General features: G+C 37.6%; 12 protein-coding genes. 3 read left to right on the top strand and 9 right to left on the bottom strand.

The features are described 5' to 3' along the window. Nucleotides 1-721: 721 nt before the first annotated feature. The 4 genes from glpD to glpP form a co-directional block, all read right to left on the bottom strand. Complete coding sequence (glpD, locus tag COE49_RS18635) at nucleotides 722-2,404, bottom strand: aerobic glycerol-3-phosphate dehydrogenase (RefSeq protein ID WP_098945996.1); 1,683 nt, start codon at nucleotides 2,402-2,404, stop codon at nucleotides 722-724. 133 nt (nucleotides 2,405-2,537) lie between these two features. After that, nucleotides 2,538-4,028, bottom strand: coding sequence for a glycerol kinase GlpK (gene glpK / locus COE49_RS18630; RefSeq protein WP_088232656.1), 1,491 nt, complete (start codon nucleotides 4,026-4,028; stop codon nucleotides 2,538-2,540). A 13-nt stretch (nucleotides 4,029-4,041) separates the two neighbouring features. Then, nucleotides 4,042-4,863 (bottom strand): glycerol uptake facilitator protein GlpF, encoded by an 822-nt coding sequence (gene glpF, locus COE49_RS18625; protein ID WP_088232657.1) that lies wholly within the window; start codon nucleotides 4,861-4,863, stop codon nucleotides 4,042-4,044. Nucleotides 4,864-5,090: 227 nt separating this feature from the next. Further along, nucleotides 5,091-5,651, bottom strand: a complete 561-nt coding sequence (gene glpP / locus COE49_RS18620; protein ID WP_088232658.1) for a glycerol uptake operon antiterminator GlpP — start codon at nucleotides 5,649-5,651, stop codon at nucleotides 5,091-5,093. A gap of 295 nt (nucleotides 5,652-5,946) precedes the next feature. Here glpP and COE49_RS18615 point away from each other — a divergent pair, with 295 nt between their 5' ends. Further along, the gene (locus COE49_RS18615) at nucleotides 5,947-6,447 is read left to right on the top strand and encodes a co-chaperone DjlA (RefSeq protein ID WP_088232659.1); all 501 of its coding nucleotides are present in this window, start codon (nucleotides 5,947-5,949) and stop codon (nucleotides 6,445-6,447) included. A gap of 253 nt (nucleotides 6,448-6,700) precedes the next feature. Here the strand turns inward: COE49_RS18615 and COE49_RS18610 are convergent, their stop codons facing one another. Beyond that, complete coding sequence (locus COE49_RS18610) at nucleotides 6,701-6,901, bottom strand: sporulation YhaL family protein (RefSeq protein WP_088232660.1); 201 nt, start codon at nucleotides 6,899-6,901, stop codon at nucleotides 6,701-6,703. Between the two features lie 79 nt (nucleotides 6,902-6,980). Beyond that, entirely contained in the window at nucleotides 6,981-7,853 is an 873-nt protein-coding gene (locus COE49_RS18605; protein WP_140417493.1) for an alpha/beta fold hydrolase, read from the bottom strand. A gap of 158 nt (nucleotides 7,854-8,011) precedes the next feature. On the opposite strand from COE49_RS18605, the gene COE49_RS28360 reads away from it, so the two are divergent. Next, nucleotides 8,012-8,176, top strand: a complete 165-nt coding sequence (locus tag COE49_RS28360) for a Tn3 family transposase (RefSeq protein WP_140417494.1) — start codon at nucleotides 8,012-8,014, stop codon at nucleotides 8,174-8,176. Between the two features lie 325 nt (nucleotides 8,177-8,501). On the opposite strand, the gene COE49_RS18600 is transcribed toward COE49_RS28360, so the two are convergent. After that, nucleotides 8,502-10,454 (bottom strand): bifunctional metallophosphatase/5'-nucleotidase, encoded by a 1,953-nt coding sequence (locus COE49_RS18600; RefSeq protein WP_088232662.1) that lies wholly within the window; start codon nucleotides 10,452-10,454, stop codon nucleotides 8,502-8,504. A gap of 828 nt (nucleotides 10,455-11,282) precedes the next feature. On the opposite strand from COE49_RS18600, the gene COE49_RS18595 reads away from it, so the two are divergent. Next, complete coding sequence (locus COE49_RS18595) at nucleotides 11,283-12,248, top strand: hypothetical protein (protein ID WP_088232663.1); 966 nt, start codon at nucleotides 11,283-11,285, stop codon at nucleotides 12,246-12,248. Nucleotides 12,249-12,747: 499 nt separating this feature from the next. On the opposite strand, the gene COE49_RS18590 is transcribed toward COE49_RS18595, so the two are convergent. Together COE49_RS18590 and COE49_RS18585 are read right to left on the bottom strand one after the other, a co-directional pair. Further along, nucleotides 12,748-13,725, bottom strand: coding sequence for a ring-cleaving dioxygenase (locus tag COE49_RS18590; RefSeq protein ID WP_098357199.1), 978 nt, complete (start codon nucleotides 13,723-13,725; stop codon nucleotides 12,748-12,750). Nucleotides 13,726-13,771: 46 nt separating this feature from the next. Next, entirely contained in the window at nucleotides 13,772-14,716 is a 945-nt protein-coding gene (locus COE49_RS18585; RefSeq protein WP_088232665.1) for a ring-cleaving dioxygenase, read from the bottom strand. Nucleotides 14,717-15,166 lie beyond the last annotated feature (450 nt).

The following is a 15,166-nucleotide window of genomic DNA, read 5'->3' as shown; positions in this document are numbered from 1 at the left end:
GCTGTTATACCATTTCCCTATCCTTATTAAGGATAGGGATTTTTTTATTACATTCTATTTATAGAATCAGTCTACATAAGGATTTTGTTAAAAACTTACATGCATCTGTTTTTCGTTGTATAATTAAATTATCAATATATTAGGAGTGTTACGTGTGTCAGAAACAATACTGATTTTGTTATACGTCTGTTTCGGAATGAGTGCAGTTTTTAGCTTAATAAAGGCCTTTCGAAAGCCACAAAAAAACCAGTTCTTGATTTTATTTGATTCTCTAATTTTGATAGGAGCTATATTTTTAATAGCTAGTATCTTTATCTAAATGATATAACGAACACTCTCCAGGGAGTGAAGCAGCTAGCAAAAGCTAACTGCTTTTTTAATTTAATTAATGCTTTTATTTAATTTTCATCCGCCCATATTAGGATTGATACATTCCCACATATAATCATCAAATTCAATCTCAGCCTTATAAAGATGGCTATGATTCAAACATCATATAATAAAGTGAAACTTTAATCAGTGGGGGTTTTCTTCATCCCCCACTGATTATTAGCCTTCACCAATCGGACTTTTATGGGCAGTTGATCCCCACCTAAATTCTTTGCTTTCGCTGAATTTTGAGGTGGGGGTCTTACTGCCCATTAAAGCGGGATAAATTCATAAACAGATGAATAGCCCATAAAAAACCACCTAAAGGCTCCCCTTCAGGTGGTTCTCTATTTTACGCTAACGCAGCCGCCTGCTCTTGTTGATCGACAGGAATGACAGCGTCTGTTAATGCTTTTTCTAGTTCTGCTGTGTATTTCATTTGCTCTTCTTTGCTCCAGCTTAGTTTCGCAGCCATGTAGTTGATTACTGCTTCTTTCCACTCGTATACCCAGTGGATGTTGAAGAATACAGCGCCTCTGCGGCGTACGAAGAAGTCAACTGGTTTTGCTGTCATTTCGTAATCCATTGCGTATACAAGTGGGATTAGAACGTCAAGCGGCATGTTGTATTCTTTCGCTTCGTCTTTATGTTTTTTCGCCAAGTCGAACAGTACGTCAACGTTAGAGCCGTAGAATTTCGCGAATTCTTCTGCTTGTGCTGTCGTTAAACCGTATTTCGTACCTTCGCCTGCTTTTTTCGCAACGAATGCTGGGAATCCGTGTGAACCACTTACATGTCCACCAGAGATTGGCATATGTTTCGTGTCGCTCTTCGGATATGCACTACGACCTTCTTTTTGTAGTAAGTCCGTTACGTAGTCTACTACCATTTCAGCCATTTTGCGGTATCCTGTTAATTTACCACCTGCGATTGTAATTAAACCAGATTCAGAAGTCCAAATTTCATCTTTACGAGAAATTTCAGATGCACTCTTACCTTCTTCGTAAATTAACGGACGTACACCCGCCCAGCTTGATTCCACATCTTTTTCTGTAATTTTCACGCTTGGGAACATGTAGTTAATCGCATTAATGATATATGTGCGATCTTCTGTCGTCATTTGTGGTACAGCTGCGTCTTTATCATAGAACGTATCTGTTGTACCTACATATGTTTTTCCGCCGCGCGGAATCGCGAATACCATACGTTTATCTGGTGTATCGAAGTAAATCGCTTGACCTAATGGGAAACGTTTTTGGTCAATTACTAAGTGAACACCTTTTGATAACTGAAGTACTTTTCCTTTTTTCGAATTATCTTTTTCACGAAGTGTATCTACCCAAGGACCAGCTGCGTTTACAATTTTCTTACCGTAAACTTCGTATACTTCTCCGTCTAGTAAATCGATTACACGTACACCACATACTTTTCCATCTTTATATAAGAAACTGTCTACTTTTGCGTAGTTAACAGCTTTTGCGCCATGCTCAATCGCTTCTTTCATTACTTCAATTGTAAGACGAGCATCGTCTGTACGATATTCTACGTAGTAACCGCCGCCTTTTAATCCTTCTTGTTTTACAAGAGGCTCTTTCTTCAGCGTTTCTTCACGGTTAAACATTTTTCTACGTTCGCTTCGTTTTACGCCTGCTAAGAAGTCGTATACACGAAGACCAATTGATGTACTAAATGATCCGAACGTACCGCCTGTATGGAACGGAAGTAACATCCACTCTGGTGTTGTTACATGGGGACCGTTCTCATATACGATTGCACGCTCTTTCCCCACCTCTGCTACCATTTTCACTTCAAGTTGTTTTAAATAACGTAGACCACCGTGTACAAGTTTCGTTGAACGACTTGATGTACCTGCTGCAAAGTCCTGCATTTCAAACACAATTGTTGATAATCCGCGTGTTGCTCCATCTAACGCAATACCAGAACCAGTAATACCTCCACCAATTACGATCACATCTAACTCTTGTTTATTTCCTCCGTTTAATACGTCTTTACGTTGTTTACTTGAAAATTTCATGGTAATTCCTCCCTTTGATAACGAAAAAAGAGACCACAAACGCCGCTATAGATTTCGCCTCTATAGCGTGTTGTGGTCTCTCCAAATCTCCTACCGAATTATTAACTTGTCACCATTATAACACTGTTTATAATTATTTGAAAGCCTTTGTTGCTTCAATTGCCTTTTTCCAACCAGCATATAGCTCTTCGCTTGTTTCCGCTTCCATCGTTGGTTCAAAGCGTTTGTCCATATGCCACTGTGCTTTAATTTCATCTTGGTTTTTCCAATATCCAACCGCAAGACCAGCTAAGTATGCTGCCCCTAAAGCTGTCGTTTCGTTGATCACTGGACGCTCTACAGGAACGTCTAAAATATCACTTTGGAACTTCATTAAGAAGTTATTCTTAACTGCTCCCCCGTCAACGCGTAACGTGTTCAGTTCAATACCTGAATCAGCTTCCATTGCGCATAATACATCTTTCGTTTGGTAAGCTAAAGATTCTAGCGTTGCACGAATGAAATGCTCTTTCGTCGTACCGCGTGTTACACCAAACATAGCGCCGCGTACTTCGCTATCCCAGTATGGTGTACCTAAACCTACGAATGCTGGTACAACATATACGCCCTCAGTTGATTCAACACGACTAGCGTACACTTCACTCTCACTTGCATCTTTAAACATGCGCATTCCGTCGCGTAACCACTGAATTGCAGAACCTGCTACGAAAATACTTCCTTCTAGCGCGTAATTCACTTTACCATCTAAACCCCATGCAATTGTTGTTAATAGGCCGTGCTCAGAAGCAACTGCTTTTTCACCTGTGTTCATTAACATGAAACAACCAGTTCCATAAGTGTTCTTCGCCATACCTTCACCGAAACAAGCTTGTCCGAATAATGCCGCTTGTTGGTCACCAGCTACACCTGCAATCGGTACATTTTGACCGAAGAAGTGATAATCAACTGTTTCTCCATATATTTCAGATGATTGACGTACTTCTGGAAGCATGCTCTTTGGTACTGTTAACATGTCTAGAAGCTCATCATCCCACTGTAAGTCGTGAATGTTAAACATTAATGTACGTGATGCATTTGAATAATCTGTTACGTGCGCTTTACCACCAGATAGTTTCCATACAAGCCACGTATCAATCGTTCCGAATAATAACTCGCCGTTTTCCGCTTTCTCTCTTGCACCTTCAACGTTATCTAAAATCCATTTTACTTTCGTACCAGAGAAGTATGCGTCAATTAAAAGACCTGTTTTTTCGCGAACCATTTCGCTATAACCTTTTTCTTTTAACTCCTCACAAATTTCAACTGTTTGACGAGATTGCCATACGATTGCGTTATAAATTGGTTTGCCAGTCTCTTTATCCCATACAACCGCTGTTTCACGTTGGTTCGTAATACCGATACCAGCGATTTGTTCTGGTTTTACGTCTGCTTCGCTTAAGCAAGTTGCGATAACTGCTAAAATAGATCCCCAAATTTCTTGCGCGTTATGTTCTACCCAGCCCGGCTTTGGAAAATGTTGTGTAAACTCTTTTTGAGCTGAATGTACAATTTCACCTTTTTTATTGAAAAGAATTGCGCGTGAGCTTGTTGTTCCTTGGTCTAATGAAAGAATATATTTTTTCATATCGGTTTCCCCCTTATGCTACTTTTCTACTATTTGTAGTGCTTCCGCTTTTTTTACTTGTCATATAAGAGATTGCTAGTACAATCACAGTTGCAATAATCACATAAATAAGTGCTGAATTTTGTTTTCCTTCAAATACAACTTGATGGAATAAACCTGCAAGTGATCCACCTAAAATTGGACCAACTACTGGAATCCATGCATACTTCCAGTTTGAACCGCCTTTTCCTGCGATCGGAAGGAAGAAGTGTGCAATACGCGGACCTAAATCACGAGCCGGGTTAATTGCATATCCTGTCGTTCCACCTAATGATAAACCAATACTTACAATTAAGAAACCTACGATAAATGGATTTAATCCGTCTGCAAATTTATTTGCTCCAATTGCTAATATACCAAATACTAAAACGAATGTTCCAATCATTTCACTTAAAAGGTTTGCAAATGTGTTCGGAATTGCTGGACCTGTCGCAAATACACCTAACTTTGTTCCTGGATCTTCTGTTTCTTTCCAGTGTGGTAAGTAATGTAAATATACAAGAACTGCCCCGATAATTGCCCCAATCATTTGTGCTGCGATATACATTGGTACGTCACTCCATGGGAACGCTCCCTTAAACGCAAGTCCTATCGTTAAAGCTGGATTCAAATGTGCCCCACTAATTGATCCAACTGCATACGCTGCTACTGCTACCGCTAAGCCCCAGCCCATCGTAATAACGATCCAACCAGAATCTTTCGCAAACGACTTCTTTAAACTTACACCAGCGCAAACGCCGCCACCAAGTAAGATTAACAACGCAGTCCCTATTAACTCTCCTAAAAATGCTGACATAGTATCCCTCCACAATCAATTTAAACGCTTTCAAAAGTGATAGAGGTAAAATGAATGGCCATTCGTTTTTTTCAAAAGAAAAAGATCCACAGCTTACATGCCTCTATATAAAAGTATATAGAAACAATAAAATGTGGATCTCTTCTTTTCTCCGTCACGTTTATTAACTTGTCTATAATGTTAACCTCTCGTGAAAGCGGTGTCAACAGAATTTTGTCACATTTCCGTCACTTTTTTTGGTAATGTTTCCATAGTTCTTTCTTCGATGTCGTAATCGCCGTCGCACCAGCATGTAACGCTCTTTCCACATCCTCCACAGTACGAATGAAACCACCCGCTAAAATCGGCACACCAGTACGCTCTTTCACTTCAGCAATCACATCCGTTAACGCTCCAGGAAGTACCTCTATATAATTCGGTTTCGTTTTTTCTAGCAAATTACAGCTCTTTTCCATCGCACTCGAATCAATTAAAAAGATGCGCTGAATTGCGACAACACCCTTTTGCTTCGCCTTCATAATTACGCTCGCCTTTGTCGATAACAACCCGTATGGTTTATATTCTTGGCATAAAAACTCCGTCGCATGCCCATCACTTTGTAATCCATGGATCAAATCAACATGTAAAAACACCTTTTTACCATGCTGCTTCGCAAGTGACACCACACTCTTTAATTGACCGACATGAATATCTAAAATAACGATATACTCATACGAACTATGTAATAGCTTTTCCAAATCTTTAATTTGCCTCACTGCCGGCAAAATTTTCTGCTCATGAAATTCCATTCTATCTGTCCCCTTCCCGTCTATTCTTTATAGTACACAATTTGAGTGGAAAGAACAGCTAGTGCGGGGAAATTCCTTCGTTTTTATATAGAAGGAGAAGCACACAAAGAATCGGTAAAAGATATGTCTATGTAAAATCTAATACTATATCAGCAGGCATCTTTTGGTGTCATAATCATGCCCATTATGCTTTCCCCTAAAGAATAACGTTGCTATACAAAACATTTATTGGAAGAAGTAGACCCAAATCGTATACATATGTTATGATGATTTTAGAGAAAGGCAGGTTTTAAATATGGAAAAACAAGCTGTTGTACTTACATTTACGGAAGATATACAATCATACAAAACATTCTCTGTTATAAAAAAACTTCACCTTGAGCATCAATTAAAAGTAGATCAAATCGCCGTTATTAAACGCAAAATAGATGGTGAATTATCAGTAGAAGACTTTTTAGATATCACTGGTGCTGATAAAACAAATAAAGGCGGTTTAATCGGTATGTTTGTTGGCATACTCGGTGGACCTTTCGGTGTATTATTAGGTGGACTAATTGGATCCACAATCGGTATCTTTAAAGATAAAAAAGAAGTTACTCATGCATACTCTGTTTTTGAAAGCACATTAAAATCGATTAAACCAGGTAAAACAGGGGTAATTGCGATTGTTGAAGAACAGACAGAAGATACATTAAATAATCTTGTACAAGAAGGAAACGGGAAAATAGATCGTTATCCAGAAGCTACTTTACGTGCCGAAATTGAGGCAGAACGCAAAAAATTAAAATCTAAGTAATGCATGCATTACTATCGCGAATCGTGGTACTTAAAAGAGTCCACGATTCGTTTTTTATTATAACCATTTTTACTAGTAATCCAATTATTCGTTATTGTAGCGATTATACCTAATTCAACATACTCCCCACTCTTTATCCTATCAACTTTACACTAATCTTCTCTAATATATCCCAAAAAACTTTCACTAATAAAAGAAGCTATCTTAAAAAGATTGTATTTCACAATCTTTTTAGATAACTTCTCTCCCTTAATTATAATAAAACCGAATCCTTATCACCACTCTGATTCCGTTTCTCTCGCTCTTCTTCTAAACGTTTCATATATACTTCGCCTTCTTTTTCGATAAACTCATTATCCATATCTTGCTCTTTTTTTGAAGTATATAAAACCATGTAGCCACTTAATACGATCCCAACAATTACAAGATAAACCCACCATGGTAAAGTTTCCAAATCACTTCATCCCTTTCCTTAGACAAGCCTTATTAGTTTCACTCTATGAGGAAAGAAGTGGATTTATGCTTACTATTTTTCATTGAGGGTGCTTCGCAAAAAATGCTTGTACATATTCCATAAACTCGATTGGTTCCTGACGAAACGGCGCGTGGTATCCTTTTTCAATAATATGAAACGTACTATTTGCAAATAGCTCGTGGTACAACTCACCATTTTCCCAAGAAACACTCTTATCATGTCGTCCCCATATAATTAAAGTCGGCACCTTAATTTTATCCGCTTCCATCGCAATGCGGCGCTCTCTCATTTTCGTAAGTTGATCATAATGCTCTTTATCATCGCGACTATTTTTCACTTCATTTTTATTATAATCCGTAATCTCTGTTACCGTTTGAAGATCGGTTGATAGCGGCGGCACTGCATTACTTTCTTTTTGCTGGAAAGATTCAATTCCTGTAGCGTCCGCTAAAATGAGATGAGTGACTGCGTCCGGATATAAATACGCTAAATTAAGGGACATCTCTCCGCCCATTGAATGACCGAGCACCGCAAACTGATCGTATCCGAGCTTCTTCATTAACTTATAATATAAATTCACTTGTGCAGGAAACGAATACTCAAAATCAACCGGCTTAGATGAACGCCCAAATCCTAAAATATCAACAGCGATAATCGTATGGTCTCTCGCAAGTTCTGGATAAATATCACTAAACCCATCAGAAGAACCACCAAACCCGTGCAGCATAAGTAAAGGCGGTTTCCCCTCACCAATTTGCTTAAAATAAATCGTCTGCCCATCAATTTGCGCCATACTCTCTTTCGTATGTAGCTTCATCATAACAGTATCTTTCACTTCTCCAACCTTCGCAATCGGCTTATCAACGAAGTTACACACTACAAGCAAAACGAGCGCAATACCGCTAATCATATAAAACTTAAACCGTTTCAAATTTCCGTCTCCTTTCTCTTGTTGCTATTTAAAGTTTTTACATTTTTTGGTTATTTTATGTTCTCTTTTTAATTGTAACTATAGTAGTTACAATTATATTAAAAAAATATTACTCATTCCCATTACTGATGGTTATTTTGTAACCATTATAGTTACAAATGAAAAGTAAGTCAATTATTTCATTCGATATGATAGACCTAGTACAAAGTAAAGTGGCTTTTTCTTTTTGTCATGTACTAGACTTTCAAATGATACCAAGGTTCAAAGCCATTCATGCACAAAAATTATATCGTCCGGACGTAGGCTGCAAGACTCATGTCTAAACTTGTAGCCAGTTTTAACTCCAGCAATCCGTTAGCGAAAATTTGAAGAAACACAGAAGTAAAAAACTTCGTGTTTCTTCTTTTAATAAAAATAAAAAATCCCCCGGATCATTAAACAGATACAGGGGATTTTCTTATCGTTGATTCTCTATATTTCCATACGTTTCATATAATTTGTGCTGTACCATCTCACTGTTAACAAAATAATCTCAGGCTTATCATGCTTCTACTAGAATACATGCTTTATTTCCATATCCATCACAAACCTTTTTAGGATAATAGTATATACAAGTTTGATAGATTTATTGCACCGGAACCATCTTTCTTATGATTTTTTAATAACCTTATTAAGTTTTTTGTAAAATTCACCTTTTGTTTTTACACGATTAAACTGATTCGGATTAATGTTAGCTTTTTGTGAGAGTGCTATAATCTCTTCTTTTGTAATTGAATCTTTAGTATTTATAGATGCTATATTTGTATATTTTCCATCTTCTGTTTTTGGAATTTCTAAAATCCCTTTATTTACAAGATCCACTACAGCCTTATGCTCTGCAGAATGTGTATCTACACCAGTAATTTTCCAATTATGCATGATTTTTGGCGTGTATACACCATCCTTTACCTCTTTTAAATATGTAATAGCAAGGTTACGGATGGTTCCACCTGTTTCTCCGAATGCATTCTCTTGTTTAGATGACCAAATTTGTTCAAACTTACGTCCCTCTAAAGCTCCTCCTTTTGCCTGAAGAGCCTCCATTCTATATGCGTTCATTCCCAGCGTCATAACATCGTTCATTTCGATTGGTTTATTTGTACGAATAGATTTTAAATTTGTAATTCTACTTCCATATGGTTTTGTTAAATCAATTTCGTATTTTACGCCCCCAAAGAAATCGTTCGTACTGTATTTAGACGCACGGCGGGTTTTATCAAAGCTAACTGTTACATCTCCGGCACGAGATGAGTTAAAATACCCTGCCGCCCATTCCATGTAGTCTTTTAAATCTTTCCCAGTTATCTTATATACTGTAATTTCTCCCAAAGCATATTGGTAATTGTACGCAATATCTTTCTTCTTAATAGGACCTACATCCAAACGGGCATAATCGTTATCAATTTGGTGGGCTACTACATCTGCTTTGCTGTAATAGAGCATAACTTCATGAAAGAAATCTGATAACGGTGTCTCTTGAATTTGCACACTTGGAATACCCTTTATTTCATTTTCAGGAACAAGATTTCTACCCTTTAATTGAGCCACTACAACATTTGCATCTCCTCTCGCATACTCGTGAAAAGGTGTTAGTGTTTCTTCAAGTGTAGGATCAGATAATACCGTTGTTCCATCAGCTTTTTTTACAGGTATAGCGGTAGCAGTTTTATCTTTTAAAACTAGCTTTCCATCTTGCTTTGTAAAAGCAAGGTCAATACGTGAGATATGTGTTCCATATTTATCTGGTTCTGTAATAATAACACCATTTACAACTTCTTTCTTAACAAGTTTATGCATATGTGCTGCAAAAATAGCGCTTAGTTCCGGACAAGCATTCGCAATATCTTGAACTCCAGTACCAGGGATTCCATTCTCATTTTCTAGTCCCATATGCATAACCCCTACCATTACATCTACTTTACCTTCTAATTCTTTAATTGCCTTTTTTGTCTCTTCTACTGGATTTTTCACCACTAAACCATCCAAATGATTTGTCCCTTTTTCAAAGTCACTAATCATTGGTGTATTCATACCAATAATCCCAACTTTAATTCCACCTTTTTCAACAATCGTATATGCAGGAAGAAAACGCTCTCCATTTTCCTTGTAAATATTTCCTGCTAACGTCTTTCCCTTATATTGCCCACTAACTTTTTTCAATGTATCTAATCCAAAGTTAAATTCATGATTTCCAAATGCCCAAGCATCATATCCCATTGCGTTCATCGCTACCATCATTGGAGATTGTGGCTTATCATTGAATAATTCTACTGAGTTTCCTTGAATTGTATCCCCAGCATCTACTAATATGGTATTTGGATTTTCTTGACGTACATTCTTTATAACCGTATAAAGCTGCGTTAAACTTCCACTCATATTTGCTCCATCAAGCGCATAATCCCAAGGCATAAATCTACCATGAATATCTGCAGTACCTAACAATGTAATATTAACATCAGATTCCTCAGCTTTAGAGATAGCTGGTTTAACCGTTACTGCTGTTACAAGAAGCATAAGAATAACAAAATAACATACATAGTTCTTCCATTTCATTTTTTGCATAATAACAATATTTCTCCCCTTTTTGTACCGTCATAAAGTTGCTTGAACTTTAAAAATGTAACTCATTATTTGGAAAACCTCAACTGTAAAAGATAATTTTGGTAGTGGTTCTGTTGCAAAAATAAAAGAAAGTAAAGTATATACCCCTAACAGAGTTGTACTTACGCCACTCATCCAAACAATTGATGGATAAATTCTTTCTAATTTTGAACAGACTGGTCCAATAAATCAATCTATTCTTTTTTGATCACATTAAAACGGATAATAAAGGTATTTAATTTAGGTGTTATAAATGCAATAACCACCTATCATTATTAAACCAACAAATGAAAGTGAAGCAAAAATCCCCCAATTTATTTTCCCTTCAATCTGACTTATTGACTGTGAAGCACTTCTCCATATGAATTCCCCTCGATATTACTTTATTTTTCATATTGTTAAACAGATTATAAGTTCTAGTGTGTACCACAAAAAGGAGGTTTAAATAATAATCAATATTTTGTGCTGTTAAGTGATAAAAAGTTGTTTAGTTTACAATAAAGTCGTTTAAAAAATAATAAAGTTGTTAAAAAATGCGGTTCATTCCATTCAACAATCGGGCCATCTAATGGAATTAAGGAAGCGATTATTCAAAGGGAAATCGAAATTAAGTTATGGCATTTTATTCGATAATCTAGAGTAACTATGTTATGTAAGGAAGGCACTAATAGGAGTCTTGAAAATATAAGTACTTGAAAGTTGTACAAGGAAGGTTTAAAGGCATTAGGACAGTTGTGAATATATAATTATGAAATAAAGTGAGTTAGAACTTGTAGAGGAGATGAGAAGATGACAATTAGTGCAGAGAGGAAGGCCTCAAGATTGATGAGGTTGCGTAGAATCTGCGGTTATAGTGCGGCAATAGCAGTAACACCTTACCTGCTGATCAAAATTGTATGGACTTTTGGTTTCTTCCTTCCAACCGAGCAAATGGGTGACGCCAACTGGCGCATTATAAACGCAGTAACTGCCGTTCTCGCTGCGATTGGCATTCTTCTTGCAATGGCGTTTTGCAGGCCATGGGGGGAGCGGCTACCTGCGTGGTTGGTTGCTCTACCCATTTGGGTTGGTACCGGTTTGCTCGTTCCCATTTTGTTGATTGCACCGGTTCTGGGCCCTGCAGCTATGATCCGGGATCAAGAAGCAGGTGCCGCCGACTTCTGGGTATACGAGCAGATCTTCGTCATGATCTCACTTTTCGGGATTGGCATCTTCCTGCCGCTTGCATTAGCGGGGTATGCAATGGCACTTTGGCCAGAGGCGCTGAGTGGCACAACCGACTACAAGGAGTTGCCGGGCAATACTTTACAACTACAGATCATCTTGGCTAGGATTGTCGCTGCCGGTTGCATTCTGCTCGGTGTCATCAAGGTGTTTTGGGCAGTTGGTGGCTCTTTTGGCATCGACCCGGCAACTATGGGGGGACGCGATGTATGGTGGTACCTGCTGTCATTGAATACAGGTGTGTGGTCCTTTGCTGGTGCGTGGGGCATACTGGTGATATCATCCCGCCGTGGATCAAGGCGGTTTCTACCTCCTATGGCAGCGACATGGATTTCATCGGGAGCGTTGTTCTCCAACAACCTCTATTCTACCTTATCTTCAGTTCGACTCGATGCGCCACCCTCCCCAGAGTACCCATTGGCATGGTTGTTGACTACACAGGCCGGCATTGTCTTAGGTGTAATAATGGGGATGATTATCCTGTTGGTGCTACACGAACGCCGGCGAGCCCTTCGAGATGAGTCCAACTGAAGTTGATTACACAGAAACACGGACTATTGAAATTGCGCAAGAGCTCGTTTCGCGTGGAGAAGAGTTAGTGTAGTGTACTTTACAATCGAAGATTTTCGAGAGCTAAAATAATTAGTGGCTTATTCGATTAAAGGGCGCGATGGTTTTACAACATAGACAGCAAATGATTAATCTTTTTTATAAAAATCAATCTTAATACCACAATATAAGAATCCGTTTTGATCAATTTTTTTCAAAATGGATTCTTTTTATTTATCGTAAAATGCTGGAATGTTGAGTATTTTTGATCAATCTTTATTTCGAACCGACAAGAAATAACGTTATTTATTTGATTAAAAAATGTTTTAGACTGAGTATCACTGGTTTAATGTGATTTCTTTATTTTTATTTTTTATACTATTTTGGTTTCCTAAAAATACTTATAAAACGAAAATAAAAAAAGCAAGCAGTTCCAGCACTCCGCTAAAACTACTTGCCCTTCTACTTACTATCTCTATTTTTACTCTTTAATAAATTCCTTCGTACTTCTCACTGTATCAATCGGACGGACTAATTTTTCAATTTCTTCACGTTTTGGCTCTAGGAATGGAGGTAAAGATAATTTTTCTCCAAGTGTTTCGTATGGCTCATCTCCCATAAACCCTGGGCCATCTGTTGCAAATTCAAATAAAATTTGCGGCGCAACTCGTGCGTATAATGATTCGAAGAAGTGGCGGTTTACATATCCAGATGAAGGAAGTCCAACGCTACCTATTCTCTCAATCCATTCTTCTAATACAGCGCGATCTTCTACGCGGAATGCGGCATGGTGCACTGTACCAAAACCTTGTTGTGCTTCAGGAAGAACCGTATTATGTTCTACGATGACAGATGCACCGTTTCCACCTTCGTTCACTTCAAATAAATAGAATTCTCCTTCTTGCGCAATCTCTTTAAATAATAGAACTTTTTCTAACACTTCTTTGAAGAAAGTAAAGTTTGCGATACGGATAAATACAGGTCCTAAGCCAGTAATTGCGTATTCTAATGGAACTGGGCCGTTTTGCCACGGTGTACCTGATTCGATCCCTTTATCTAATTCATCAGAGATTAATTGATAGTGTTGGTCATCAAAATCAACGAAAGATAGAGTTTTCTTACCAAATTGTTCTTTAATTCCTGTATGTTCCACTTCAAGTCGGTCAAAACGTTTCACCCAATATTCTAATGCTGCATCAGTTGGCACACGGAATGAAGTTTTTGAAATTTCATTTGTACCGTGTACTCCTTTTGGGACACCTGGGAAATCAAAGAATGTCATATCTGTTCCGGCACTACCTTTATCATCTGCAAAGAATAAATGGTACGTTTGAATATCATCTTGGTTTACTGTTTTTTTAACTAAACGCATTCCTAACACGTAAGTGAAAAATTCATAGTTCTTTTCTGCACTACTTGTAATTGCTGTAACGTGGTGTATTCCTTTTAATTGGTTCATATTATATTCTCCTCCAATGGTTTTAAAATTTATATTTTTTCTTCTATTACTTCTCTTCAATAGGCGCTAAATTCGCTTCAATTTCTGCTCGCTTATCTTCTAAGAACGGCGGTAAATCAAGTTTTTCTCCTAAATGTTCTACATCTCCATCAATTGTAAATCCTGGTCCATCTGTCGCAATTTCAAATAGAATTCCGTTTGATTCACGGAAATATAAGCTTTTAAAATAGAAACGATCGATGATTCCTGAAGAATGGAAACCTCTTAGTTTCACCTGTTCTTCCCAATAAGCGAGCTCTGCATCATTTTTCACACGAATTGCTAAATGGTGGATGCTACCGCGGCCCGGCTTTTCAGTAGGACCATCTAAATATTTCACAACGATTTCTCCAAAAGCTTCTCCTTTAATGGACTGAAAAATTGCTTCCTCTTCGCTGCGGCTAACCTCTGTATAACCAAACATCTCTGTAAGTGTACTCGCCATTTTATCAAGTCTACGAACTGTCATTTCCACAGAACCCATTCCTTGAATTTGATGCTTTGCAGGAACTTCTGATTTCTCCCACGTTTCCCAGTGCTCCACCTTTTCTCCGTTTGAAACGAGTAGTACTAAGCGAAGACCTTCAGCATCCTCAAATTGCAAAGCAGGACGATTTGCATATGTTGTCATTTCACTATGTTCCACACCGAATTCCTCAAATCGTACTTTCCAGTAATGCAAGCTCTCCTCTGAAGGAACGAGTAATCCAATTCGAGTAATCGCATTTGTACCACGGTATGTTTTTCCTACTAAAGGTATTTCAAAAAATGATAATTCTGTACCCGGACTTCCTGTTTTATCTCCATAAAATAAGTGATACATTGACGGATCATCTTGGTTTACCGTCATTTTCACACGACGTAAACCAAGCACGTTTTTATAAAAATGATTATTTTCATTTGCGTTTTTCGTAACCATTGAAATGTGATGGTGCCCTTTAATTTCATACATTGTTTATTCCTCCGCTTCGTTTTACTAGTCAAGTGATAACTAAAAAAATAACATTTCCCACAAGTAATATGGTTTTTAGCTTTTCAATTTATTCTCATTATGTTTTTGTAAATTCATCTTAGTTTTTACTGAATAAGTTACTTTGTTTTTTTAATCGAAAGCAACTGAGTGTATGTTTTTCATACGACTCAATCACTTTCGTTACTATCACTTTACATCTCAAGTGATTAAAAAGCAAGGATAAAATCTCGAATTCAAGATATTTTTTATTACATAACATTTTAGCGTAGTGAATGGTTCTTTTATAAAACAATTACTTACCTATTAAAGGCTTCTAATTTACTTGTTCAACTAAAGATTTTATAAAGTGAAACTTTAATCAGTGGGGGTTTTCTTCATCCCCCACTGATTATCAGCCCTCACCAATCGGACTTTAATGGGCAGCTCGAC

Origin of the sequence: Bacillus sp. AFS029637 (assembly GCF_002584985.1) — a bacterium.
Lineage (GTDB): Bacteria > Bacillota > Bacilli > Bacillales > Bacillaceae_G > Bacillus_A.
Note: the sequence above shows the minus strand (reverse complement) of the source record. Positions and strands in the feature narration are given on the sequence as shown.